Here is a 24,473-nt window from a genome sequence, read left to right on the forward strand (position 1 = left end):
AATAAAAGTAATTTTTTTTTTCACACAACAAAATAAATTTTCATTTTTTTTATTTTCCCTTTATTGATGGTAATTTCCGATTGTACCTTATCATCATTTCCATTATTTTTTGTACTTTTGGAATCACTGAAAATACCAGTCAATGTTAAAAAAAGTTAAGGCATCATTAAATGAATGTTAATAAAAACAAGATCATACTGCCTCTCATGTTCAGTTTTTTGATCTTCTCTATGCTATTGAATAGTATGGGCGTCATCATCCTTCAATTGTCAGCGAAAGTGTCATATAAGGGGTTAGGTGTTTTGGAGTCTTTTAAAGATATTCCGATGGCGATTGTATCTCTGATTTGCGTGAATCTCATTGCTAAAACAGGCAACAAAAATGCACTCATATTTTCACTGGTTTTTATTCTCGCAAGCTGCATTGCTTTGCCTCTTGTAGATACTTTTTGGTTTTTCAAAATCTGGCTTAGTATTGTAGGCGTCAGTTTCGCTTTGGCAAAGATTTCGGTTTTCAGTATTATCAAGAACAATTTTAAAGATCAGCAGCTATCCAGCGCTATCAGTAGTGTGGACGCGTCTTTTATGATCGGAATTTTTTTCGTTAATATAGGGTTCGGAACTTTGCTGACAAGTGACTATGCAGAATACTGGAAGTTTGGATTTTGGATCATTGCATTATTAAGCATCATAACTTTACTAATGTTGAGATCGGCACAAATTGACGAAGAACCCAATTCAGAAACCGAGAAAAAACCTGGAGAATGGAAATTTTTTCTGACCCCGAAGATCATTTATTTCTTTGTTATCGTGTTTTTTATGGTTTCTGTGGAGCAAAGTTTTAACTCGTGGCTTCCCAGTTTTTTTAAAAATAATTTGAAGATCAATTCCTATTTTGCACTTCAGGCTTCCGCATTTTTAGCCTTATTTTCATTTTTTGGAAGATTAGCAACAAGCCGACTGATATTGAGATTTCATTGGTTTCCGTTTGTATTGATCTGCTTGGGAATTGTATTTTCAATCCTGATCATTTGCCAAATCCTGATCTCTTATTTTTATACTGACTATAAATTCTTATTGATCTTTATAATGCCGATGATTGGATTATTTTTAGCACCACTTTTTCCACTTTATAATTCGGAGATACTGAATAAAGTTCCGAAAGAAAAAACACATCTTCTGGTATCGATAGTTGTCATTTGCTCTTCTCTGGGAAGTTCTGTCGGATCTCTCTACATGGCGGTTATTTTTCATAAAGATGTGAGTAATTTTTATCCTTTATTTATTTTATTGCCATTATTAATTATATTTGGTCTCACATTTTTCCTCAACAAAACACCAATAAACTATGACCGAAAACCACAAGAATAAACAGAATCTAAAAGAACTCATAGACACCAATGATTTTGTAGAACACGTCTCGGTAGATTGCGTGATATTTGGCTTTCACAAGGATACGCTCAAAGTACTTTTACTCAAATATCATGATCTGGATCTTTGGTCTGTGCCAGGTGGTTTTATCTTCAATGATGAGAATCTGAATGACGCAGCTGCAAGAACTCTACACGAGCGAACACACCTTTCTGACGTATTTTTGGAACAATTTTACACATTTGGTGACATCAAACGTACCGAAAATAACGTCCACCAGAAACTTCTGGAAAACAAAAATATAGATGTGGACAAAAATCACTGGATCTATCAGCGTTTCATATCTGTAGGTTACTGCGCGTTGATAGATTATACTTTGACTTACACTTTCCCGGATTCTTTCAATGAAGTTTGCCAGTGGTTTAATGTGAATGAATTACCAAACATGGCTTTTGACCATCAGGAAATGATCGAAAAAGGACTGCTCTATCTCAGAAAAAATATTGATTATCAAGTGATGGGCAGCAATCTTCTTCCGGATAAATTTACAATGAAAGAACTGCAGAATCTTTACGAATCTATTCTTGGAGAACCACTGAGACGCAACAATTTTCAAAGAAAAATATTAAGTATGAATATCTTGGAAAGATTGGAAAAACATTATAGCGGTTCTGCCAACAAAGCGCCATATCTGTACCGATTTCTGGAAGGGTCGGGAAGCATTACAAAATCTGATTTTGATTAATAAAATTTAAACTTAAGCATGAAAAAAGACGACAAATTCTGTCGTCTTTTATATAATTGTAGCTTTAAAAATATAATTTAATCTAAAATCTAAATTCTACTACCTAAAACCTATCTGTTATTCTTCCCATCAACCTTGATTCTTTCCGGTCTGTTTGCTAATTCCCAAGCCGTTGCAAAAACCAATTGAGTCCTTTTTTGCAATAGTGGATAATCTATTTTATCAGCATCATCCGTCGATTTGTGATAATCTTCGTGGATACCATCAAAGAAAAACGCTACTGGAATATTGTGTTTTGCAAAGTTGTAATGGTCTGATCTGTAATACAATCTTTCTGTATCTTTCGGATCGTCATATTTATAATTAAGTTCCAGTTTCACTGTTTTATCATTCGCTGCAACATTAATTTTCTTAAGTTCAGAACTCAACATTTCAGAACCGATGACATAGACATATTGCTTGCCTCTGTTTTCCGGATCATCACGCCCAATCATATCGATATTAAGATCTGCAACAGTATTTGCCAATGGGAAAACCGGATGATCGGAATAATATTCGGAACCGAAAAGTCCGTGTTCCTCGCCCGTTACATGAAGGAAAAGAATTGATCTCTTCGGACCATACCCTTTTTTCTTAGCTTCCTGAAAGGCTTGTGCAATTTCCATTACCGCCACCGTTCCGCTCCCGTCGTCATCTGCACCATTGAAAACCACACCATTTTTAGTTCCCACATGGTCGTAATGCGCAGAAACTACAATCACTTCATTTGGTTTTTCACTTCCTTCGATGTAGGCCATAATGTTTTCAGAATCTGGCAACGTTTCACCATATTTTTTCATTGCTTCTGACGGAACTTTCTGATAATATGAGCCCAAAGCTGCCGGAAAACCGATTCCGTTTTTCTTGTACTGCTCTATCATATAAACGCCGGCTTTTTTCTGACCTGCGCTTCCGGTATCTCTACCCTGCATATCATCTGCAGCTATGACGTATAAATTGGTTTTTAGTTCTTCCAGACTGATGCTATTGTAGGCATCTTTGAAACCTTTGCCTTCGTAAGTGAAGTTTTTAGCCGTAGAGCAGCTTTGCAAAAGTGCAAACCCGGCAAGAAAGCCATATAGTTTTATATTTTTCATAAATTTAATTTAATTATTAAGTCGGTGTGATGAAAAGATTGTTACAAGATTTTTCCAAATTTCTTTACGATATCGGATTCAGTTTTAATATAAACAAAGATGACCATTAGAACTGATACTGTCAAACCAATACCATTCCTGGCATTTCGAAGGGAAGGGAAAATAAGTCCCACGATTCCTAGTATCAGAATTGTAATTCCTGTAATTATTAATCGTTTTGAAGATAATTTTTGGGCGAAATTCCAACGTTCAATATTTTCCATAGAATTACTAGTTCTATAACCATAAAGCCTGTTGATCTTTTTTGGTGGGAAAAAGAATGGAATTATTCCCATAGTTAAGAAAATTGATCCTACTATATTTGATGTAGATGTAATATTCTCTAACATAATTGATTATTAAAGTTAATTCTTCTCCCCGAAAGTCAACAAAGTTCCGCTTGGATCTATTAAGGAAAACTCTTTCATTCCCCAAGGTTTCGTTTCCAGTTTTCCGTTTGGATGGATTTCAATTCCTTGATTCTGAAAGTTTTGATAAAAATTTTCAATATCATTATCTATTCTCAGATAAATCATAAAATCAGATTTTTCCGGAATAAAAGTTTCAAAACTAAAAAAATGAATTTCCAAATCTTTATACTGTGTAATCAGATAATCGCCATGATCTGCAACCAGTTCGAAACCTAATTTCTGATAATAATTAATCGTCTTCTCTTTATAGATAAAAGGAAGTTTGGGAATGACAAGTGAAATCATAATTTAAAAATTTTAAGCTAATTCGTCATTCCATTCTCTGATGGTCACTTTTGCAATCAAACCTTCCTGTACAAAAGGATCTCCATTTACGAACTCCTCCGCAGCTTCCTTGTTGATAAAAATGGCCATTGCACCTTCTCCCGGATTAGCAAAAGCGCCTGTTCCCAAAACTTTTCCAGACTTTAAAAATTCTGCTTCAAAAGTTTCGTGACGTGGAAAAACCGCCATAAATTCGTCCATTGTTTTCTCTGTGTTGTGCTCGTAAAATACTACTGCTTTCATATTTGTTTGTTTTTTAATTTTATTATATTAATTAATGCGCTTCCAACCAATTATTCCCAACACCAACTTCCACCAAAAGTGGAACAGTCGTCACAAAAGCAGATTCCATTTCTTTTTTAATTAATGACATCGCAACGTCAACTTCATCAATCGGTGCTTCGAAAAGCAATTCATCATGAACCTGTAGAAGCATTTTAGTTTGAAGGTTTTGATTTTCTAGTTCTTCATCAATTTTTATCATTGCCAATTTGATAATATCAGCGGCACTTCCTTGGATTGGTGCATTCACAGCGTTTCTTTCTGCGTGAGCTTTCACTACAAAGTTGCTGGAATTAATATCTTTCAAATGGCGTTTTCTGCCAAGAATCGTCTGGACATAACCTAGATCCTGCGCTTTCTTGACTTGTTCTGCCATATATTCTTTCAGACGCGGATAAGATTCGTAATAAGAATCAATCATTTTTTTCGCCTCAGTTCTGGAAAGTCCGGTTTGTTCGGCTAAAGCAAAAGCGCCCTGCCCATAAATGATCCCAAAATTCACCGTTTTCGCCTGACCTCTTTGGGTTTTCGTCACTTCTTCCAATGGAATATCAAACAACTTCGCCGCTGTTGAAACGTGAATATCTTCATCATTTTGAAAAGCATTTATCATATTTTGCTCGCCGGAAATTTCTGCAATCAGTCTTAATTCGATTTGAGAATAATCTGCTGAGATGATTTTTTTTCCTTCATCCGAAACAAAGGCACCTCGGATTTGTTGTCCTCTTAATGTTCGGATCGGGATATTTTGAAGATTCGGATTGACACTTGCCAAACGACCTGTTGCTGCGACTGTTTGCGCAAATGTGGTATGAACCCGATTGTCTTTTACATCAATCTGACTTGGTAAAGCATCAACATAAGTTGATTTTAGTTTCTGCAACGTTCTGTATTCCAGAATCGAAGCGATAATTTCGTGCTTGGAAGATAATTTTTGAAGCACATCTTCCGAAGTTGCGTATTGTCCGGTCTTGGTTTTTTTCGCTTTTGGATCCAACTGCATTTTATCAAAAAGAATTTCGCCCAATTGTTTCGGCGAATTCATATTGAAATTTTCTCCGGACAATTCAAAGATTTTTGCCTCTAAAATTCTCAAATCATTTTCCAAATCGATACTTTCCTGCGCAAGCCAATTGTTATCCAGTTTTACACCTGTCAATTCGATCTTCGCAAGAACTCTCATCAACGGCATTTCAACATTATAGAACAATTTTTCGAGATTTTCTTTGCCCAATTGAGGTGCAAATAATTCGTACAATTGGAAAGTCACATCCGCATCTTCCGATGCATAAGCGGTTTGCGTTTCGATATCAACTTCACGCAAAGTCAATTGGTTTTTTCCTTTTTTTCCGATCAGAGATTCTATGGAAACAGGTTTATAATCTAAATACATTTCCGATAAATAATCCATTCCGTGTCGTCCGTCGGGATTCAGAAGGTAATGTGCGATCATTGTGTCAAAGATTTTACCTTTGATGTCAATGTTGTAATTCTGAAGAACTTTAGCATCGTATTTTAGATTGTGAGCAATTTTCAGAATATTTTCAGCTTCGAAAAATGGTCGAAAAAGTTCAATAGTTTGTTGCGCTTCTTCCTGATTTTCAGAGATTGGAATATAGTAAGCTAAACCTTTTTTATAAGAGAAACTCATCCCTATCAATTCAGCTTCCAGTTCATTCAGCGAAGTCGTTTCTGTATCAAAACAAACTGCTTTTTGTTTTAGTAAATTATCTAAAAGAATCCTCTGAGCTTTTGGAGTATCGATATATTGATAAAGATGATCGTTTCCTTCGATATTTGATTTTGTAGTGGTTGACTGATCCAACTGTTCGAAAGTGGCAAACATATCCATCATCCCGTTTTTGTTAGGAGAATTGGAAGTTTGAACTTTTCCATCGGTCGGATTTTCAACTTCCATTAATTCTTCAACATATTCTTTATTGGAAAATGCGCGGTAAAGATTTTCATAAAGTCTTCGGAATTCCAGTTCGTCAAAAATTTCTTTAACTTTTTCGAAATCAGGCATATCCAAATCATATTGTTCTTCCAAAAACTCGATAGGAGCATCGCAAAGAATCGTTGCCAATTTTTTGGAAAGAAGTCCCATTTCTGCACTGGCTTCCACTTTCTCCTTCATTTTTCCTTTCAGCGTGTGCGTATTCGCCAGAAGGTTTTCCATCGATCCAAATTCCTGAATGAATTTTCTCGCAGTTTTATCACCAACACCATCTAATCCCGGAATATTATCAACGGCATCTCCCATCATTCCAAGATAATCGATGATCTGTTTTGGGTCGTTGATTTCGTATTTGGCTTTAATCTCTTCAACACCAAGGATCTCAATATCACTGCCTTTCATACTTGGTTTGTAGATCTTGATTTTATCCGTTACCAATTGTGCAAAATCCTTGTCCGGCGTTACCATAAAAACATCATAACCTTGTTTTTCAGCTTTGCAGGCAATCGTTCCAATGACATCGTCAGCCTCGTAACCTTCAACTCCTAAAATTGGAATATGCATCGCTTCTAAAATGCTATTAATATAAGGTTTAGCAAGCAAAATTGGTTCAGGAGTTTCCAGGCGATTGGCTTTGTATTCTGCATAATCATCGTGACGGACATTGGTTCTGCCAACATCAAAAACCACAGCCAAATGCGTGGGACGATCTCTTTTTATTAATTCGATCAAAGAATTGGTAAAGCCAAAAATGGCAGAAGTATTGATACCTTTTGTAGTGATTCTGGGGTTTTTGATGAATGCAAAATAACCACGGAAAATCATCGCGTAAGCATCTATGAGATATAATCTTTTGTCTGTTGAAGTCATAGAAACAAAAGTAATAAAAATGTGATGATTATGTGATGAAAGGTCTAAAAATAGACCAATTTTAATTTGTTAAAAAAATCTTAAAATTTTCATTGAATTGTTGAAATTTCATTGTAATTTTGCACCAAGCAAATGAAAACACATCTATCTTCTCTTTTTCTAACTTTCTATGTATCAACTCTCCTGATTTCCTGTGCAAATTATGGAGACACTTTGGTTTATAAGAATAAAGACTTCAAAATTTCGAAAGTAAAAACCGTTCTTTATTTCAATCCGGAGATCTTTCCTGATATTACAGAAATTAAAGAACCTACTTACTCTGCATTTTATACTGCTACTTCTGACAAAATGAAATCTCTTGGAAATATTAAATATCTGCAAGTTGATACACCGATTTCCTTTGATGAAGTTGATACAAAAATGGTGAAAGAGATTTGCCAAAACAACAATGCGGATGCAGCTATCGTTCCGAAAGTGAAATATTTTAAAGTTGGTTTTGGGAAGTATGTTTTTTCAAATCAGGTGATTGTGAGTATGAAACTATATGATTCCAAAGGACATTTCATCATGGAAACTTCGTATGATACTTACAAAGGAAACGGCAGATTGCTTGGCTCGGCTTCCAATTCTGTGATCATCGGGACAAAAGGTGCGATCAGAAAAATTCATAAAGAACTGATCAACTAATTTTAATTCACATTATATTAATCTATTTCTAAAGGAATTCTTTCAGATTTTAATACTTTTGCAATGCAAAATTCTAAACAATCGAGAATCCGGAAATCATATTAAATCCAGCTGACGTAGCAGAATCACTGAGCAAATTGCCAGTGAAAGAACGTCTTTTGCAATTTCTGAAATTACCGAAATCTGAAAAAGCAGATGTTTTTTCTCACTTAGACCCTGATTTCCAGGAAGAAACGATCAGAAGCATTGCAAGCCACGAAGTTTCTGACATTCTAAACGAAATGTCCCCTGATGACAGAACTCAGCTTTTCGAGGATTTTCCAGATGAATTAATAAAGTCTTCTATCAACCTTCTAAATCCGCAGGAACGCCGCGTTGCTTTGAAGCTTTTAGGTTATGAAGCCGATTCTATCGCGCGTTTGATGACACCTTATTACGTTCAGATCAGAAAAGAATGGACTGTAAAAAGATGTCTGCAGCAAATCAAAAAAGTGGGAAAGAAAGTGGAAACGCTTAACTTTCTTTATGTTGTAGATGAAAAAAATATTTTGATCGATGATATTACCATTGGCTCTCTCCTATTGGCAGATGAAGATCAATTGATTTCTGAGCTTACCGATGATCATTTTGTAGCCATCAAAACCACAACTTCCAAAGAAGATGCAGTTCCCTATTTTGAAAAATATGACCGAAGTGCATTGCCGATCATAACAGAAAATGGCGTTTTGGTTGGAATCGTAACCATCGATGATATCTTAGATCAAATCGAATCTCAGAATACTGAAGATATCCAGAAGTTTGGAGGTTTGGATGCGTTGGATATGCCTTACACGCAGACTTCTATTTTCGAAATGGTTAAGAAACGTGGATTCTGGCTGATTGTGCTTTTCTTTTCAGAAATGCTGACGGCTTCTGCAATGGGTTATTTTGAAGATGAAATTCAGAAAGCGGTTGTTCTGGCGCTATTTGTTCCATTAATTATTTCAAGTGGTGGAAACACCGGTTCACAGGCTGCTACCTTGATTATCCGTGCAATGGCGCTTCAGGAAATTGGTTTGAAAGACTGGTGGTATGTGATGAAAAAGGAAATCTTTACCGGAATATTTCTTGGAAGTATCTTAGGAATTATTGGATTTATGAGGATTGCATTCTGGCAGAAAGTCGGACTCTTCGATTATGGAGAACATTGGGCTTTTGTTGGACTGAGTATCGGGATTTCTCTAATGCTGATCGTACTTTGGGGAACAATTTCCGGATCTATGGTTCCGTTTGTTCTTAAAAAACTAAAACTGGATCCAGCGACTTCTTCTGCGCCATTTGTGGCAACACTAGTGGATGTTACCGGATTGATCATTTATTTCTCTGTTGCCGGATTATTTCTTACCGGGAAACTTCTTTAATTATCTTCATAAAGCATTTCGACTCCGCTCGGTTTGACACCTCTAATATCAGCTTTAGAAGAAATTGCTTTTTATTTTTAAATTCAAATTATTGACAAATCTTCAATCTTGGCGAAGCGCGCCCCGGCTTGAGTGGAAATCCTTTTTGTGGCTGGAAAAAGCGAGGCAAAAAGATTGGGAACGGAAGACGGATAAAGGCGCCCAAATAATTAAAATAAAAATGCCATCTTTGAAAAGATGGCATTTGGTATTTTGAATCTAATTCTTATTTCAATTTGTCAACGAAATTGTCTGTGTAATCTTTTTGTGATGCTACGACAACTTTTTTTGCTTGGTCTGCGCCGTAAATCAAATCGATTTTTACTTTTGCGGGCTCAGTTGGTAAGTTTTTATAGCTTAAGAAGTAATGCAAAAGACGGTTAACTTCTGCCGCCGGTAATTCAGAAATGTCTCTGATGTGGCCATAAACCTGATCCTCCACCAAAACTGCGATGATCTTGTCATCTGCTTCTCCTTTGTCAATCATTTGGAAACCACCGATTGGAATTGCCTGCAAAAGAATGTTACCGGAGGTGAAATTGTGAGAACTCAAAACGCAGATGTCCAAAGGATCGTGATCGCCTTCTGTAACGTCTGTTGCGCCGGTTGCAACGGCAAGATTTTTCACTTCTTCTTCGCAATATGTTCTTGGAACGAAACCGTACATTGCCGGGATGATGTTGGAGAATTTCTGAGGACGATCTACTTTCAGATAGCCGCTTTCTTTGTCAACTTCATATTTGATAGTGTCTGTAGGGACGATCTCTACGAAAACGTTTACAACTTCCGGAGCGTTGTCTCCAGCTGAAATCCCGTGCCACGGATGGGCTTTAAAATTTGGAATCATGTATCTTTTAGTGTTTATATTATTTTGTTAAGTTCTTTTCTGAGATTTTCAATCGTGTCGGAAATATAGTCTTCGGAATCCAGGTAACTCATCAGGAAAACGGTTTTGAAATCTTCCAGTTTTGAGTTTTCATTCAAGTCTTCATAGGTTTTGCGAAGGCTTTGTAAAATATTATTTTTGCTGGTGATGATGTCCTGCCAGGAGGATTTTGAAATGTACAATTGCTGAGAGGCATTATATTCAAATTCCTCGGTGATATTTTTCTCAGTCAGGAAAACAAACTCGTGTGGCTGAAGGTTTTTATCAAATTTCATCACGAGATTTGATGGTTTTAATCTTTCCAAAAACAAAGTCATCCTTTCCAGAGCCTGAAGTTTGATCTCGCTGTTGGTTTTGGTGGCAAGGAAATTAATCTCCTGCTTTTTAAGTTTCATAAAACCGTGAACAAACTGGCGGGCAAATACCAAAAAAGGCAAAGCAATGATCATCGCAGCAGCGTAGGGAAAATATTCTGAATCAAACATATCTGAAATCGGACTGCAAAATTAATACATTTTGATTAAAAAAAGAGATTTTTAATCAATGTTAAAAAGAATTATTTATTAAGTTTTTATTTAAGGAAAAATATTGTTTTAAGAATCTCTTTTACAACTTCAACTTTGCTATTCTGAATGCAGGAATAAGGTCTTAATTCTGGTCTGAAACCTCTGAAAAACTCTTCTACCGCAGGTACTTCGCTGCCTTCGAAATCAAATATTTTGGTTTCTATATTTTCAGAAATTACTTTATCAATAAGAAAAGATGAACCGCTCAGCTTCACAAATTCCCTTTCGTTATAAGTTCCTAAAAGTGCCAAAGAATACTTTTCTCCGTAGATTGCAATAAGATTGATGAGTTTGTTATGGTAAAAAAAACCGTAAAAATCCAGCTTGTCATTGTTATGAAAATCTGAGAGAAGATTGATGAAATCCTGTAAATCTTTATCTTCAGCACCAAGTCCTGTTTTCTGAATGAAATTTTTGACGACTTCCAAATCAGGATTTTTAATAACTTCAGAATTATCAATAACTTCCTTATCCAACCGCAGTTTTCTCTTTCTTTTAGGAGAATATTTTTGTTTGACAGTTTCGTATTTATCAGGAAATATTAAAAAATTATTTCTCTGTTTTAAAGCTTTTGAGAATGTATTGGAATCATTGAAAGCGTAATACCAAACAATATAATTTTTATTCAGAAATTGATAGAAAAGATCATTAATTTCCTTTGATTCAACTTTCGAAAATATACCTAATTGCTGACAAAGTTTAGGATTGATAACAATTTTGAAACCTAATTTTCTAATAAAAGGAATTGGCATTACAGCTTCATAATCATTATAAACCAGTATTTCCCAATTCTCTTTTGTGCTGATGTCAAGAAATATTTTTTCTGCATAAAATTTTTTCTGAACAGAATTTTCTATGCATATGCTATATTTTTCAAAATCAATATCTTGATACTTTATTCGTTTTATCATTACAAAATCCCTTCGTCTTTAAAACTATAATATTTATTCTGCGTCAGAATCAAATGGTCCAACAAATCGATGTCTAATAATTTCCCGGCTTCCTTTATTTTTTGTGTGATGTTGATATCTTCTTTGCTAGGTTTGAGACTTCCTGCCGGATGATTGTGAGCTACGATAATTTGTGTTGAGAAATGCTCCAAAGCCGTTTTGAAAATCACACGAACATCCGCAACAGAACTCGCAATTCCACCTCGGAAAAGGCAGGTTTTGTACAATATTTTGTTTTGATGATTGAGGAAAATCGCCCAAAATTCTTCCGTCGAAAGATCAGATAAATGCGGTTGTAAAATATCGAAAGCGTCTTTGCTGCTGGTGATCTGTTGTCTTTCGATTACTTCCTGCTGTGATCTTCGATTTCCAATTTCCAAAGCAGTTGCAATAGAAATGGCTTTTGCCTCGCCCACTCCTTTGAATTTCATTAAATCCTGTAAAGAAAGCTGGCTGAGCCTATGCCAATTGTTTTCGACTGAATTCAAAATCCGTCTTGCCAATTCCACAGCAGATTCATCCCGATTCCCGCTTCCCATAATGATGGCCAACAGCTCCGAATCCGAAACTGCCGATTTCCCTTTCAATAGGAATTTTTCTCTTGGGCGGTCGTCTTCCGCAAGGGATTTTAGGTTCATTAATTATAAGCGTAAAGAATTATTTTTTTATTCGATTTATCGATATGTTGCTCCAGAATTTTGAAAAAATCATCAGAAACCATTGGACAACCGAAACTTAAACAAATCTCATCCTTCTGCTCCACATCCGGAACGCAACTTAATCTGTGCAAAACGATAGCTCTGCTTCTTGCATTGCTGTTGGTTTCATCAAGTCCGGTCAACCGGTAAGACATCCCGAATTTTCCTATGTATTTTTCCCCGATGACATATTTTCCCAAAGAGGAACAATGCGAACCATCAATATTACTGAATTTCAAAACGCCATTAATTTTTCCGTCTTCCGAACCGTCACCGTGAGCAACTAATCCCTTCTGGATAATTTTTCCGGTCTTTAAATCAACCACAAAAAATCTGAATTTGGAAGAAGAGATTGAGAAATCAATCAGAAAAGCTTTATCTGAATTGTAATTTGACTCTTTCAAAAACGCTTTTAAATCAGCTATTTTCTGAGAGATTTTCGCTTCGGGACTTGCGTATTGAATGGATTGCTTTTCCTGAGATTTTACTTCGCAGGAAATTAAAATAAATGAAAAAAATAAAAGTAGAAATTGTTTCATTTGTGTTTTTACATATTAATTAATTTATTTCTTTAAAACTTCAATTTTGATATATCTGAAAACCTTTCCTTTTTCAGCTCCCTTGTTTAGATGTTGTCCTGTGAAGTGTTCTGGATAATCGTTTTCACGGATTAAATTCCCTGTGACTTTTACAATCAATGGCAGGTTTGTACCATTCCATAGTTTATTAGCTTCTATTAAATTTTTATTTATTGGCTCTAAATAAAAATATTCATTTTCTCCCCTTTTATTTTTGTAACCCCATTGTGCACAAGTACAACCAATTGCATTATAATTTAAAATTTTAACTACTTCTGTCTGTTTTGAATCGACTAAAATTTCAGTAATCTTGTTTCTTGGAATAAATATATTTACCAACTCAGATTTATCAATTTTATTATTTTTAATATGATTTAAAAAAGCTGTTGCATAAACTTTATTCTTATCGAAAATTCTGATTTGAAATTTTGAAATCTGTAAAGTTTTATCCTCTGATATTAATGATTGTCTTGCAAACCAATTGTTATGGCCATCGTCATTTCTAACCACTGTAAACTTAATTAATTTATGATTGATTTTTAACTCTATTTTGTCGATTTTCTTCCCTAAAAAAGAACGATTATAAAAATCAAAATGCACAAATTTTCCGATTAAACTTTCATTTAATTCAGATGATTTTAAATAACGAATATCAGAACCATCGTGCGAATATGTTATATTCGGGATTAAAATTAAAAGGAAGAATATTGTAAAAATTCTATTCATTTACAAAACAATCTGCCCATCCTTCATCACCAACTTTCTATCCGTGCTTTCTGCCAAAACAGAGTTGTGGGTTACGATGACAAAGGTCTGATGATACTTGTCCCTTAAATCAAAAAATAATTGATGAAGCGCATCTGCATTTTTGGAATCGAGGTTTCCTGTTGGTTCATCGGCGTAGATAATTTTTGGAGAATTAATCAAAGCTCTTGCAACAGCAACTCTCTGAGATTCACCGCCGGAAAGTTGAGATGGCTTGTGATGCAATCGGCTCGCAATATTCAAATCTTCGAATAAAGAATGTGCTTTTTCCAAAACTTCTTTCTCGGAAATTCCGCCAATTCTGGATGGCAGAAGAACATTTTCCAAAGCCGTAAATTCCGGCAATAACTGATGATTTTGAAACACAAAACCAATATTTTTATTCCTGAATTTTGACAATTCACGGTCTTTCATTTTCAGAAAGCTATTGCCGTCTAAAGCGATGTCGGTTCCGTATTTATCAGGGTCAGAAGGATTATCCAAAGTTCCCAGAATTTGAAGAAGCGTGGATTTTCCTGCACCGGATTCTCCAACGATTGAGACCACTTCTCCGGCTTTTATCGTGATGTCAACGCCTTTCAGAACTTCCAGAGTTCCGTAGAATTTATGTATTTTTTTTGCTCGAATCATAGTATTGCTTTTGGCTTCCGGCAAATTGCTTTTAGCTTTTTTATTTTTTTGAATCTTTTGACTTTTTTCTTGTTTCTTAAATCTTCGTCAATTTAGCAAATTTCAGGATAAGATTTTTCTCGCCTTCATTTTTGAAAATCACTTTAGCTTTGATGTTTTGAGGGTCCGTTCCGTCCAGGAATTTCACTTCTCCAACACCGAAACGGTCGTGTCTCACCATATCTCCCACTTCTATATCTTGTGAGGATTGTCCGGCAGGATTGATGATTCTTGCTGTTGCAACATGTTTCAGTTGCTTTGGTGGTGTAACATTTAAGTTTCGTTCCAGTGTTTTCTTTTCCTCTTTCTTTTTAAAAAATCGAGGTTCGGAAGGCGCATCATCGAAGATATTGGAGTCCAGGCCGGAACGGTTGATGAATTTCAGTTCTGTGACTGGATTTATCATCTCAAGATATTTCGAATCGATTTCGCTTAAAAATCTTGAAGGTTCCGCATCTGTAATTTTTCCCCACTGGAATCTGGAAACGGCATAAGTGAAGAAAACTTCTTTTTCTGCTCTTGTCAAAGCGACATAAAACAAACGTCTTTCTTCTTCCAATTCTTCTCGTGTGGACGAACTCATAAAGCTCGGGAAAAGATTTTCTTCCAATCCAACCAAGTGAACTACAGGAAATTCCAATCCTTTTGACAAGTGAATGGTCATCAACGAAACTTTGTTTGTATCATCATCTTTATCATTTTGAGTATCAGCAGATAATGCAATATTCTCCATAAAATTGGACAAACTTGGATCGCCATCTTCCACCTGAATTTGCTCCTCGATAAAACCCTGCATCGAGTTCAGCAATTCCTGAATATTTTCCACTCTGGAAACACCTTCCGGCGTTTGGTCTTCTTTCAATAACTTAATAAGTCCGCTTCGTTTTGCCACTTCCATCGCAACGTCGTAAACATTTTCAGTTTTCAACATCACCTGGAAGGCTTTTATCATCGCCCAAAAATCGCCGAGTTTTGTGAGGATTCCATTATTCAAGCCTAATTGTGGCGCATAAAATCCGAGGTTGTCCAAAACCTGAGTTGTTGGAACATTCTGAGAATCTGCGAAAACAATTAGCTTATTCTGAGTCGTTTCGCCGATTCCTCTTGCCGGAAAATTGATGATTCTTGCTAAAGCTTCAGAATCGTTTTCATTTACCAAAAGCCTAAGATAAGCCAGCAAATCCTTCACTTCTTTCCTTTGATAGAAAGACAATCCGCCGTAAACCCGGTACGGAATGTTCTTTTTTCTCAACGCATCTTCAAACGCTCTGGTTTGCGAATTGGTTCTGTAAAGAATTGCAAAATCCGAGAAATGGCGTTGTTGGGTATTGTGTTTTTCGTAGATATTGGCAGAGACAAAGTTGGCTTCGTCCGCATCAGAAAGGCTTCGGTAAACTTTTATCTTTTCCCCGACTTCGTTCTCACTGAAAACATTTTTCTTAAATTGCTGTAAGTTTTTGGAAATCACAACATTTGCTGCATCAACAATATTTTGTGTCGAACGATAGTTTTGTTCCAAGGAAACCGTTATCGCATCCGGATAATCTTTTTTGAAATTCAGAATGTTGTAAATATTCGCACCACGGAATGAATAAATGGATTGTGCATCGTCCCCAACCACGCAAATATTTTCAAACTTGGAAGCTAAAGCTTTGACAATCAAATATTGAGAATGATTTGTATCCTGGTACTCATCCACCAGAATATATCGGAATCGGTCTTGATATTTTGCTAAAACTTCTGGAAATCTCGTGAGTAATTCATTGGTTTTCAACAATAAATCATCGAAATCCATTGCGCCGTTTCGGAAACAGGCTTCTACATATTTTTTATAAATCTCGCCAATCAGTCTCATATTCGCTTTTTCATCAGCTTCCATTAATTCAGGATTGTTGAAATAAGCGTTGACAGTAATAAGATTATTTTTATACTGAGAAATTCTCGAAAGAACTTTTTTAGCTTTATAGATTTCTGAATCGATGTTTAGGTCTTTGATGACCTTCTTCATCACATTCAGTGCGTCCTGCATATCGTAAATCGTGAAGTTGGATGGATAGCCGAGATAGTGACCTTCACTTCTCAAAATCCTGGCAAAAACCGAGTGAAAAGTTCCCATCCAAAGCGACTTCGCATCACTTGGACCTACGACTTTTGCGATACGCTCCTTCATTTCCTTCGCCGCTTTGTTGGTAAACGTCAACGACAAAATATTGAAAGGGTCTACTCCATTTTTTATCAGATGGGCAATCCGCATTGTCAGAACTCTGGTCTTGCCGGAACCTGCGCCTGCCAAAACCATCAACGGTCCTTGTAATGTGGTAACTGCCTCAAGCTGAGGCTCATTCAGTCCTTTCAGATAATCCATTCTATTCTCGAAATTTTAAGATAACAAAAATAGCGTTTTTTATGCAATTTTCCAGTCCATTATCATTTGATTTTGGTCGATTATGGGTAATTTTGCACTTGTAAAAAATGAAACCCTTGAACACTACTAAATCTAATAAAATCAAAGTTTGAAATCTGACTATCTTAAAAACGAACTCCTCTCCTTTTTCAAATTAAAACCTTCGCCGAGAAGCTGGCATATTCCTTTTTTGGCGGGACTTGCGGTTGGAATTCCTTTGATGTTTGGCTACTTTTTGGGCGACATCAGGTCTGCTCTCACAGCTAGTCTTGCGGGATTGGTCATCATTTATATTCCCAGCAACAGTGGATTTATCGAGACGATGATGAAGATGTCTGTCTGCTCGTTTGGGATGATTATTTCGTATAGTTTGGGATTGGCGTTTAGTTTTAATCTTTGGATTGCATCTTTGGTTTTCGGGATTATATCTACGGTTGCTTACTTTGTTGCAAGATATTTTAATCTAAAACCGCCGGGAAGTTTTTTCTTTATAATGATGGCCTCAATGGCAATCGGACTTCCACACGCGCCGGAATTGCTTCCAAAACGCGTTGGGATTTTCACGATTGGAACTTTGAGCGCTTGTCTTATTTGTTTGATTTATAGTTTGTTGATTTCAAAAAAGAAATTAAATAAAAGCGTAACAACTTTTAACATAAATCCTTATGTCAATCTCGTAGAATCCTTTATCATTGGGATTTGTATGTTGGTTTCGGTGTTTATTGGTAAGTTTTTTCAACTCGATTATCCTTATTGGATTCCGATTTCCAGTTTGGCGGTTTTACAAGGTGTGAATCAATATCATATCTGGAAACGAGGTGTGCACAGGATTATAGGAACAACCATCGGACTTGGAATTGCCTGGTTGATATTCTCCTACGTGACTTCTCCTTTGTGGATTTGTGTTTGTATTATCAGTTTACAGGTCATAGTGGAGATGCTGATCACAAGGCATTACGCATTAGCAGTTATGTTTCTCACACCAATGGGAATTTTGCTTGCCGAAACCGGAAGCGCTACTTCACTTGATCCTGATTACTTATTAAAAATGAGACTGATAGAAATATTAATTGGAAGTGCAATAGGTTGCATTGGCGGATGGTTTTTATATAATGAAAGAATCAGATTCAATTCTATTAAGCATCTGAGAAGATCAAAAGTGGTTTTGAAGAAAAGTTTTCAGAGAGATAAAATTTAAAGGTTTTCAAGAAGCAATTTCAATCTTTTAGAAACTTTTTCTTTTGAGTAATTATCAAAATTAAATTTCTGATTTTTCGTTTCTGAAAATTGAGTTTGCAAATCTGATTTTTCCTCATTAACAAATTCTAAATCAGAAGGATAACTAGATGGGAAAATAGCTGGTTTACCATATTTGACAGCGTCACCAATATTTCCGCTGATTTTTGTTTTCCCATAAATTTCTTTTATGGAAAAAAATTCGGTTTCAGTTTGAATTGGGCAATATAAAACATCAGATTTCAACATCCATTGGTCAAATTCTTTTTGTAAAATTTTTTCTTCAAAATATTGAATATTAACAAATTGAGGAATATCATTTATAATTAACTTCAATATTTCTAATTCTTTACCGGAAGCTTTTCCAAGAAAAATAACTTCATAGTTTTGATTAATATCTTTAAAGTTTTTCAGCTTTTCAAGGAAAGAAAAGTAATCTCGTCTGCTCTGGGAAACTGCACCAGGAATTACAATTCTAATTAAATCTTTTTCCGAAGCCTGAAAATTAAACTGATTGAAATAAATCGGGAAGAATTTCAAATTATTTTTCTTTGATGTTAATTCGTCTATTCCCAAAAGATATTTTGCTTTCTGGTAGACTTTTGGCGCTTCAAATAATCCTTCTTTTAATAATAACTTGAGTCTGTATTGCTGATCTTTCTTGAAAATACTTTTGAACAACTGCCATTTTTTAGCTTTTGTAAAGTTCAGATTATGGACCAGAACCGCCGTATTAAATTTCTCTGCAAGCATTTTGTAAAAAATAAAATGGCGATGAACAGTTCCAATAATTACCAAATCATATTTTTTCTTTTCCAAGACTTCCAAAAGCTCGGAATAATCCGTCAGGAAAACATTTTCGTAATGCAACTTCAGAATTTTATAAATCTTCTCTGAGAAATAAAAATCTACAGAAATTTCAGGCAAATCCTTTGCTAGTTCAAAAAAATTGTTGGCTAATTCTGCGTGTGTATCCAGTTCTATGTAAGCTATTTTCTTCATAATCCGAAGTTTTTGAAGAACTCTTTCCAGCGTAGATTTCGGATAAATTTGATTTCATCTTTATTCAGATCTCGTTTTTCTTTTTGACTTAAAAAGGAATTAATTGTAATCAAAAACTCTTTTGCGGAACGGTTTTTAAAACTGGATTTTGCAGAAGAAATCATTGCTAAAGGCAGATTAAGACCAATATTATAAAAATACTGACCGAGTTTTTCCGCCTTTTGATCTTTGTATTTATAAGCTGTAGGACGCAAATGTTTTACCCAAAGATCCTTAATCGTCACAACTTCCCAACCATTTTTTTTTGCCAGCAAAACATCCAGATTATCCCAGCCCAAAACTGCACGCAAACCGTTCATATCGTCGAAACAAGTCTTCCTGTAAGCTTTTATTGGACCACGAACGTGATCTTTGGATGATAAACTTTCGAAAACCCAGTCCTTTTTTGTATTGTTGAAATCAAAAATATTTTCACTTGGTAATTTGAGATTTTTAATCTGAGGATTTTGCTTATAATTCCTGATATAAACCAAACCGGAAACAACGCCGGATTTGGGATTTTTTTCAAAAACCTGATTTACTTTTTCTAAATAATTCCGGGGGAAAACAATATCTGCATCAAATTTACAAACCACGTCAAAATCATTAATATCAATAGATTCCAAACCTTTGTTAAAAGTTCTGACAACCTTCGCACCAGGCTGATGTTCAGATGTTTCCAAATCCAAAATTCTAAACCTTAGATCCTGACTTTTAAAATGATTAATAATTTCCGAGGTTCTGTCGGTAGAACCATCATTCACAACTATGCAAACGAAATCCTGAAAACTCTGCTTCTGCAAAGATTCCAAACAAAATGAAATGCTACTTTCTTCGTTGTGTGCCGGGATAATGATGAGGAATTTCAAATTGAATCAAAAATATTAGATGCGGAAAGTTACTGAATTTGCCGTAATTTTTACCATTGCTCAAAAAAATGTATTTTTAAAAATCACTTATTTATTAATAATGAAAAAATTAACACTTCTATTTTTACTTTTATTTATCCAATTATATTTTTCACAAAAAAAGTCAAGCCTGGAAATTCAATTACCTGATTTAAAGATAGATTCTATTTATATCACCTATCCTAGCGGTGCAAGAAATACACATCTTTTACATCATTACGAATTATCAACCACAGGCTCAAAAGTAATCAACGAGCAAGGCGATATCAAGCTTCCAGTCTCTGAAAATGTGAAAATCATTACAAAAATGGCTTATCCACAGCCTGCAAATGTTTCTTACTATGATGCTGTCAAAAATTATGGGATGCAGTCCAAAACATTTTTTATTGAAAACGGTAATTTAAAATTATTAATAAAAGACAATGAACTGAACTACGACTTTTTAGCATCTTCTCCTGCAAATATCGAGTATGATAAGCTTAAAATAATTCTTGAAAAATCTAATTCAAAACTAAAGCCTTTTGAAAATAATGATCCTAAAGATATTAATGCTAAAGAATTAGAACTTCAAAATTATATTAAAAAAAATACAAAATCCTTTGTGGCATTGTGGGAAATGGTGGATGACCTTTCCAAATATGGCTATCAACCAATCTATTCTGAAAATTTAAAATTATTTGATACCACAGTTAAAAAAACTTTTGTGTATAACGAATTCAGCAAACTTTTGAAATTGGAAGCTGATAATATTTTCCCAAATATTAATCTTGATAACAATAATCATTTATCAAAAGAAACTTTCAAAAATCACAGACTAACTCTGATTGATTATTGGGCAACATTTTGTCAACCTTGTATAAAGGATATGCCAAAATTGGTAGAACTTTATAGTCTATACAAGGATAAAGGCGTCAATTTTATTTCAGTTACGGATGAGCAAACACCTGATAGAATTGATAAAGCGAAACAAATCCTGAAAAAAAATAATGTCACCTGGGAAAATTATTTTGATAAAAACAAGGAATTCCCGAAAAAGCTGAATGCTGCAGGTTATCCGCTGCAAATTTTGGTAGATTCTGATGGGAATATTATCAAAAGAACTTACGGCGAATTGGATATAATCACAGAATTTTTGAAAAATTATTTGAATTGACATTTGGTAAAATTATCCATTTCTTAATATTATAAAATTCTGTAAAATTATTTTCCGAGGTATCTTTGCAGATTAATTTTTCAGTTATGGATGCAACGATTGATCAATCAGGGAATACTTCTGCTTCACTTATTTCTTATATTTTTTTCACATTTATAGGTTATTTCATTATCGGATTGTCGCTTTCTGTTTTACCTATTTTCATTCATCAGGGTTTGGGATTCAGTATGTTGGTTGCAGGAATTGTGATCAGTCTGCAATATGTAATGACGTTTGTGATGAGGGCGTATTCTGGAAAAATAGTAGATAACAAAGGTCCGAAACCTGCAGTTTTGGCGAGTATGCTGAGTTTTTCTGCAACAGGTTTTATTTTGATTGCTGCTTTTTATTTTAAATTCTCTCCTATTACGAGTCTTGTATTTCTTATCATAACTCGATTATTGACAGGTTGCGCCGAAGGAATGATTGGTGCAAGTCCCATTAATTGGGCAATTATGACTTTCGGAGAAAAACATACTGCAAAAATAATTTCTTACAATGGTGTTGCATGTTATGGCGCGTTGGCTTTAGGTGCTTCTTTGGGTGTTATGATTGTAAAGAGTTTCAGTTTTTACGGATTGGGATTTCTGATTGTTATTTTAGGATTAATCGGATATTTTTTTGCCAGAACCAAGGAAAATAAAACCGGAAAAAAATCTGAGGAAACACAAAAATCCTTCTGGAATGTTCTTGGAAAAGTCGCGCCATTCGGAATGTGTTTGGCATTGGGTGGATTGGGATTTGCAACTATTTCCACTTTTATCACTTTGTACTACGATTTTCACCATTGGGAAAACGGCGCACTTTGTCTCTCGGTTTTCGGGATATTATTTGTTATTTCAAGATTGATTTTCAGTAATGCAATCAATAGATTTGGCGGAATTAATGTCGCAATTGCCAGTTTAACTGTTGAAACATTGGGATTGACGATCATTTGTCTGGCAACACATCCGTACTTCGCTTTGTTGGGTGCAGGAATTACAGGATTAGGTTTTTCATTAATTTTTCCTGCTTTGGGCGTAATGGCAATGAAAACCGTTTCTTCTTCTAACAAAGGTTCTGCTTTGGCCGGTTACGGATTATTTATCGATCTTTCTTTAGGTATTACTGGTCCATTGATTGGCGGCGTTGCTGATTATTTTGGATTGGCATATATTTTCCCATTCAGCATTGCGATTGTTTTGTTAGGATTGGCGTTGGCCTATTTTCTTAAAACGAAACTGTCTGAATAAGGTCAGAATCTGGAAATATTTCATATTACTAGCATCCGAAATCTCAATTTTTATTTATAAGGAAATTTAGTTTTTATATGTCTTCGAGAGCCTCAGACTGATAATACTGACGTTTCCAACTCCACTCAGACTGACATTTTTTTGATGTAAAAGTTAATACTGGAACTGTCACACTGAGCTGAACTAAAGAGTTTTTCTGAGAATGACAGACAATATATTTTTGTGAAAGTTTCTTAGTCTGCAAAATCTGCAGCCCGACTTGAGTGGAAATCCTTTTTTGTGGCTGGAAAAGCCAGGCAAAAAGATTGAGAACAGAAGGCGGAAATAGCTGCCAAAATTATTATCATCCATAATTAAAAACTCGATTTTCAGAATTCGATAAAAAACACGATTTTTGCAGTCTCAAATTTTATTATGTCTTTAGAACAAGAAATCAGCAGGAGAAAAACTTTCGGGATCATCTCTCACCCCGATGCAGGAAAAACGACGCTTACAGAGAAACTTCTACTTTTTGGAGGAGCGATCCAGGAAGCGGGAGCGGTGAAATCCAACAAGATCAAAAAAGGAGCAACTTCCGATTTTATGGAAATCGAGCGTCAAAGAGGGATTTCCGTAGCAACCTCGGTTTTGGCTTTTGAATATAAAGGATATAAGATCAATATTTTGGATACGCCAGGTCACAAGGATTTTGCTGAAGATACTTACAGGACATTGACGGCTGTTGACTCCGTAATTGTTGTGATCGACGTTGCTAAAGGTGTTGAAGAACAGACGGAAAAGTTGGTTCAGGTTTGTAGAATGCGAAATATTCCGATGTTGGTTTTCATCAACAAATTGGATCGTGAAGGTAAAGATGCCTTCGATTTGCTGGATGAAGTGGAACAGAAATTGGGTCTTCGTGTGACGCCACTTTCTCTGCCAATCGGTATGGGAGCGGATTTTCAGGGGATTTATAATATTTGGGAAAAGAATATCCAATTGTTTTTGGAAGAGAAAAAACAGAAAGTTGGTGAGGCTATTAAGTTTGATGATATCAATGATGCTCAAATCGATGAGTTGGTTGGTGCAAAAGCAGCTGCGACGCTTCGTGAAGAATTGGAATTAGTAGAATCTGTTTATCCGGAATTTGACCGGGATGATTATATGAAAGGTGACTTGCAACCGGTTTTCTTCGGTTCGGCATTGAATAATTTTGGAGTTCGTGAGTTGTTGGATGCTTTCATCGAGATTGCGCCGAAGCCTCAGCCAAAGGAAAGTTCGACAAGAGTTGTGAAGCCTGAAGAGAAAAATTTCACTGGATTTGTGTTCAAAATCCACGCAAATATGGATCCGAAGCACAGAGACCGTTTGGCGTTTGTTAAAATCGTTTCCGGAACATTCAAAAGAAATGAAAATTACCTGCTTGTAAGAGAAGGCAAAAAAATGAAGTTCTCCTCTCCTAATGCTTTCTTTGCGGACAAAAAAGAAGTTGTGGACGAGAGTTTCCCTGGCGACATCGTGGGACTTCATGACACTGGAAATTTCAGAATTGGCGATACTTTGACAGCTGGCGAGAAGATCAGTTTCAAAGGAATTCCGAATTTCTCTCCTGAACATTTCCGTTATATTAACAATGATGATCCATTGAAAGCTAAACAGTTAGCTAAAGGAATCGACCAACTGATGGACGAGGGTGTTGCTCAGCTTTTCACATTGACAATGAACAACAGAAAGATCATCGGAACGGTTGGAGCGCTGCAATACGAAGTTATTCAATATCGTTTGGAGCACGAATACGGTGCAAAATGTACTTACGAACCTATCGGAATCCACAAAGCTTGTTGGGTTGAGGCTGATGAAAGGTCTGAGGAATTCCAGGAATTTGCGCGATTGAAGCAGAGATTCTTGGCAAGAGACAAATATGACCAATTGGTTTTCTTGGCAGATTCATCTTTCACGATCGTGATGACGCAGGAGAAGTTTCCGAATGTGAAGCTGCATTTCATAAGTGAGTTTGCTACGGCAGAGTAAAATATATGATCCGCAGAGTTTTCTGCGGATTTTTTTAGTATTATTTTTTAAGAAAAAT

The 24,473-nt window shown here is 35.6% G+C and carries 23 protein-coding genes; 8 read left to right on the forward strand and 15 right to left on the reverse strand.

Annotation, left to right across the window (positions count from 1 at the left end; all coding sequences use genetic code 11):
* Nucleotides 1-170: 170 nt before the first annotated feature.
* Nucleotides 171-1,370, forward strand: coding sequence for an MFS transporter (locus OPU68_RS05500; protein ID WP_498473000.1), 1,200 nt, complete (start codon nt 171-173; stop codon nt 1,368-1,370).
* Nucleotides 1,348-2,115, forward strand: coding sequence for an NUDIX hydrolase (locus OPU68_RS05505; RefSeq protein ID WP_498473001.1), 768 nt, complete (start codon nt 1,348-1,350; stop codon nt 2,113-2,115). The genes OPU68_RS05500 and OPU68_RS05505 overlap by 23 nt, the downstream gene beginning before the upstream one ends.
* A 110-nt stretch (nt 2,116-2,225) precedes the next feature.
* On the opposite strand, the gene OPU68_RS05510 is transcribed toward OPU68_RS05505, so the two are convergent.
* Genes OPU68_RS05510 through polA form a run of 5 tightly spaced genes read right to left on the reverse strand, consistent with a single transcriptional unit; the run spans nt 2,226 to nt 7,154 of the window.
* A complete protein-coding gene (locus tag OPU68_RS05510) occupies nt 2,226-3,251 on the reverse strand; it encodes a M28 family metallopeptidase (RefSeq protein WP_498473002.1) in 1,026 nt (341 codons plus the stop codon).
* Between the two features lie 41 nt (nt 3,252-3,292).
* Nucleotides 3,293-3,640, reverse strand: coding sequence for an SdpI family protein (locus tag OPU68_RS05515; protein ID WP_498473003.1), 348 nt, complete (start codon nt 3,638-3,640; stop codon nt 3,293-3,295).
* A 15-nt stretch (nt 3,641-3,655) separates the two neighbouring features.
* Nucleotides 3,656-4,006 carry a bleomycin resistance protein gene (locus OPU68_RS05520; RefSeq protein ID WP_498473004.1) on the reverse strand — a complete coding sequence of 117 codons (351 nt, stop codon included), beginning with the start codon at nt 4,004-4,006 and terminating at the stop codon, nt 3,656-3,658.
* 12 nt (nt 4,007-4,018) lie between these two features.
* Nucleotides 4,019-4,288 (reverse strand): YciI family protein, encoded by a 270-nt coding sequence (locus tag OPU68_RS05525; protein ID WP_498473005.1) that lies wholly within the window; start codon nt 4,286-4,288, stop codon nt 4,019-4,021.
* Between the two features lie 31 nt (nt 4,289-4,319).
* On the reverse strand, nt 4,320-7,154 hold the full coding sequence (gene polA / locus OPU68_RS05530) for a DNA polymerase I (RefSeq protein WP_498473006.1): 2,835 nt from the start codon (nt 7,152-7,154) through the stop codon (nt 4,320-4,322).
* A 132-nt stretch (nt 7,155-7,286) separates the two neighbouring features.
* On the opposite strand from polA, the gene OPU68_RS05535 reads away from it, so the two are divergent.
* Both OPU68_RS05535 and mgtE read left to right on the forward strand, forming a co-directional pair.
* Complete coding sequence (locus OPU68_RS05535) at nt 7,287-7,841, forward strand: pyruvate decarboxylase (RefSeq protein ID WP_498473007.1); 555 nt, start codon at nt 7,287-7,289, stop codon at nt 7,839-7,841.
* A gap of 80 nt (nt 7,842-7,921) precedes the next feature.
* A complete protein-coding gene (gene mgtE / locus OPU68_RS05540) occupies nt 7,922-9,241 on the forward strand; it encodes a magnesium transporter (protein ID WP_498473186.1) in 1,320 nt (439 codons plus the stop codon).
* Nucleotides 9,242-9,506: 265 nt separating this feature from the next.
* Here mgtE and OPU68_RS05545 read toward each other — a convergent pair whose 3' ends face one another.
* The 8 genes from OPU68_RS05545 to OPU68_RS05580 form a co-directional block, all read right to left on the reverse strand.
* Nucleotides 9,507-10,127, reverse strand: a complete 621-nt coding sequence (locus OPU68_RS05545) for an inorganic pyrophosphatase (RefSeq protein ID WP_498473008.1) — start codon at nt 10,125-10,127, stop codon at nt 9,507-9,509.
* Between the two features lie 14 nt (nt 10,128-10,141).
* Nucleotides 10,142-10,651, reverse strand: a complete 510-nt coding sequence (locus OPU68_RS05550; RefSeq protein WP_498473009.1) for a DUF7935 family protein — start codon at nt 10,649-10,651, stop codon at nt 10,142-10,144.
* An 86-nt stretch (nt 10,652-10,737) separates the two neighbouring features.
* Nucleotides 10,738-11,643: a hypothetical protein gene (locus OPU68_RS05555; protein ID WP_498473010.1), complete on the reverse strand. Its 906-nt coding sequence runs from the start codon at nt 11,641-11,643 to the stop codon at nt 10,738-10,740.
* Nucleotides 11,643-12,320, reverse strand: a complete 678-nt coding sequence (radC, locus tag OPU68_RS05560; RefSeq protein ID WP_498473011.1) for a RadC family protein — start codon at nt 12,318-12,320, stop codon at nt 11,643-11,645. Before radC ends, OPU68_RS05555 begins: the two co-directional genes overlap by 1 nt.
* Nucleotides 12,320-12,919 (reverse strand): murein L,D-transpeptidase catalytic domain-containing protein, encoded by a 600-nt coding sequence (locus OPU68_RS05565; protein ID WP_498473012.1) that lies wholly within the window; start codon nt 12,917-12,919, stop codon nt 12,320-12,322. The genes radC and OPU68_RS05565 overlap by 1 nt, the downstream gene beginning before the upstream one ends.
* Nucleotides 12,920-12,943: 24 nt before the next feature.
* On the reverse strand, nt 12,944-13,684 hold the full coding sequence (locus OPU68_RS05570; protein WP_498473013.1) for a hypothetical protein: 741 nt from the start codon (nt 13,682-13,684) through the stop codon (nt 12,944-12,946).
* Nucleotides 13,685-14,353, reverse strand: coding sequence for an ABC transporter ATP-binding protein (locus OPU68_RS05575; RefSeq protein ID WP_498473014.1), 669 nt, complete (start codon nt 14,351-14,353; stop codon nt 13,685-13,687).
* A gap of 76 nt (nt 14,354-14,429) precedes the next feature.
* A complete protein-coding gene (locus tag OPU68_RS05580; protein ID WP_498473015.1) occupies nt 14,430-16,757 on the reverse strand; it encodes an ATP-dependent helicase in 2,328 nt (775 codons plus the stop codon).
* A gap of 148 nt (nt 16,758-16,905) precedes the next feature.
* Here OPU68_RS05580 and OPU68_RS05585 point away from each other — a divergent pair, with 148 nt between their 5' ends.
* Nucleotides 16,906-17,994: an FUSC family protein gene (locus OPU68_RS05585; RefSeq protein ID WP_498473016.1), complete on the forward strand. Its 1,089-nt coding sequence runs from the start codon at nt 16,906-16,908 to the stop codon at nt 17,992-17,994.
* On the opposite strand, the gene OPU68_RS05590 is transcribed toward OPU68_RS05585, so the two are convergent.
* Both OPU68_RS05590 and OPU68_RS05595 read right to left on the reverse strand, forming a co-directional pair.
* Nucleotides 17,991-19,034 (reverse strand): hypothetical protein, encoded by a 1,044-nt coding sequence (locus OPU68_RS05590; protein ID WP_498473017.1) that lies wholly within the window; start codon nt 19,032-19,034, stop codon nt 17,991-17,993. The genes OPU68_RS05585 and OPU68_RS05590 overlap by 4 nt on opposite strands.
* The gene (locus tag OPU68_RS05595) at nt 19,031-19,942 is read right to left on the reverse strand and encodes a glycosyltransferase family 2 protein (RefSeq protein WP_498473018.1); all 912 of its coding nucleotides are present in this window, start codon (nt 19,940-19,942) and stop codon (nt 19,031-19,033) included. The genes OPU68_RS05590 and OPU68_RS05595 overlap by 4 nt, the downstream gene beginning before the upstream one ends.
* Nucleotides 19,943-20,042: 100 nt before the next feature.
* Here OPU68_RS05595 and OPU68_RS05600 point away from each other — a divergent pair, with 100 nt between their 5' ends.
* From OPU68_RS05600 to OPU68_RS05610, 3 genes are all read left to right on the forward strand, one after another.
* On the forward strand, nt 20,043-21,134 hold the full coding sequence (locus OPU68_RS05600; RefSeq protein ID WP_498473019.1) for a TlpA family protein disulfide reductase: 1,092 nt from the start codon (nt 20,043-20,045) through the stop codon (nt 21,132-21,134).
* Between the two features lie 86 nt (nt 21,135-21,220).
* Nucleotides 21,221-22,405 (forward strand): MFS transporter, encoded by a 1,185-nt coding sequence (locus OPU68_RS05605; RefSeq protein WP_498473020.1) that lies wholly within the window; start codon nt 21,221-21,223, stop codon nt 22,403-22,405.
* 414 nt (nt 22,406-22,819) lie between these two features.
* Nucleotides 22,820-24,415: a peptide chain release factor 3 gene (locus OPU68_RS05610; protein ID WP_498473021.1), complete on the forward strand. Its 1,596-nt coding sequence runs from the start codon at nt 22,820-22,822 to the stop codon at nt 24,413-24,415.
* The last annotated feature ends 58 nt before the right edge of the window (nt 24,416-24,473 follow it).

The organism is Chryseobacterium sp. TB1-D10, assembly GCF_059803555.1.

What these genes read in the sequence shown, in the direction of transcription:
- OPU68_RS05500 (WP_498473000.1), top strand. Translation starts at nt 171, where the DNA reads ATGAATGTTAATAAAAACAAGATCATACTGCCTCTCATGTTCAGTTTT.
- OPU68_RS05505 (WP_498473001.1), top strand. Translation starts at nt 1,348, where the DNA reads ATGACCGAAAACCACAAGAATAAACAGAATCTAAAAGAACTCATAGAC.
- OPU68_RS05510 (WP_498473002.1), bottom strand. Translation starts at nt 3,251, where the DNA reads ATGAAAAATATAAAACTATATGGCTTTCTTGCCGGGTTTGCACTTTTG.
- OPU68_RS05515 (WP_498473003.1), bottom strand. Translation starts at nt 3,640, where the DNA reads ATGTTAGAGAATATTACATCTACATCAAATATAGTAGGATCAATTTTC.
- OPU68_RS05520 (WP_498473004.1), bottom strand. Translation starts at nt 4,006, where the DNA reads ATGATTTCACTTGTCATTCCCAAACTTCCTTTTATCTATAAAGAGAAG.
- OPU68_RS05525 (WP_498473005.1), bottom strand. Translation starts at nt 4,288, where the DNA reads ATGAAAGCAGTAGTATTTTACGAGCACAACACAGAGAAAACAATGGAC.
- polA (WP_498473006.1), bottom strand. Translation starts at nt 7,154, where the DNA reads ATGACTTCAACAGACAAAAGATTATATCTCATAGATGCTTACGCGATG.
- OPU68_RS05535 (WP_498473007.1), top strand. Translation starts at nt 7,287, where the DNA reads ATGAAAACACATCTATCTTCTCTTTTTCTAACTTTCTATGTATCAACT.
- OPU68_RS05545 (WP_498473008.1), bottom strand. Translation starts at nt 10,127, where the DNA reads ATGATTCCAAATTTTAAAGCCCATCCGTGGCACGGGATTTCAGCTGGA.
- OPU68_RS05550 (WP_498473009.1), bottom strand. Translation starts at nt 10,651, where the DNA reads ATGTTTGATTCAGAATATTTTCCCTACGCTGCTGCGATGATCATTGCT.
- OPU68_RS05555 (WP_498473010.1), bottom strand. Translation starts at nt 11,643, where the DNA reads ATGATAAAACGAATAAAGTATCAAGATATTGATTTTGAAAAATATAGC.
- radC (WP_498473011.1), bottom strand. Translation starts at nt 12,320, where the DNA reads ATGAACCTAAAATCCCTTGCGGAAGACGACCGCCCAAGAGAAAAATTC.
- OPU68_RS05565 (WP_498473012.1), bottom strand. Translation starts at nt 12,919, where the DNA reads ATGAAACAATTTCTACTTTTATTTTTTTCATTTATTTTAATTTCCTGC.
- OPU68_RS05570 (WP_498473013.1), bottom strand. Translation starts at nt 13,684, where the DNA reads ATGAATAGAATTTTTACAATATTCTTCCTTTTAATTTTAATCCCGAAT.
- OPU68_RS05575 (WP_498473014.1), bottom strand. Translation starts at nt 14,353, where the DNA reads ATGATTCGAGCAAAAAAAATACATAAATTCTACGGAACTCTGGAAGTT.
- OPU68_RS05580 (WP_498473015.1), bottom strand. Translation starts at nt 16,757, where the DNA reads ATGGATTATCTGAAAGGACTGAATGAGCCTCAGCTTGAGGCAGTTACC.
- OPU68_RS05590 (WP_498473017.1), bottom strand. Translation starts at nt 19,034, where the DNA reads ATGAAGAAAATAGCTTACATAGAACTGGATACACACGCAGAATTAGCC.
- OPU68_RS05600 (WP_498473019.1), top strand. Translation starts at nt 20,043, where the DNA reads ATGAAAAAATTAACACTTCTATTTTTACTTTTATTTATCCAATTATAT.
- OPU68_RS05605 (WP_498473020.1), top strand. Translation starts at nt 21,221, where the DNA reads ATGGATGCAACGATTGATCAATCAGGGAATACTTCTGCTTCACTTATT.
- OPU68_RS05610 (WP_498473021.1), top strand. Translation starts at nt 22,820, where the DNA reads ATGTCTTTAGAACAAGAAATCAGCAGGAGAAAAACTTTCGGGATCATC.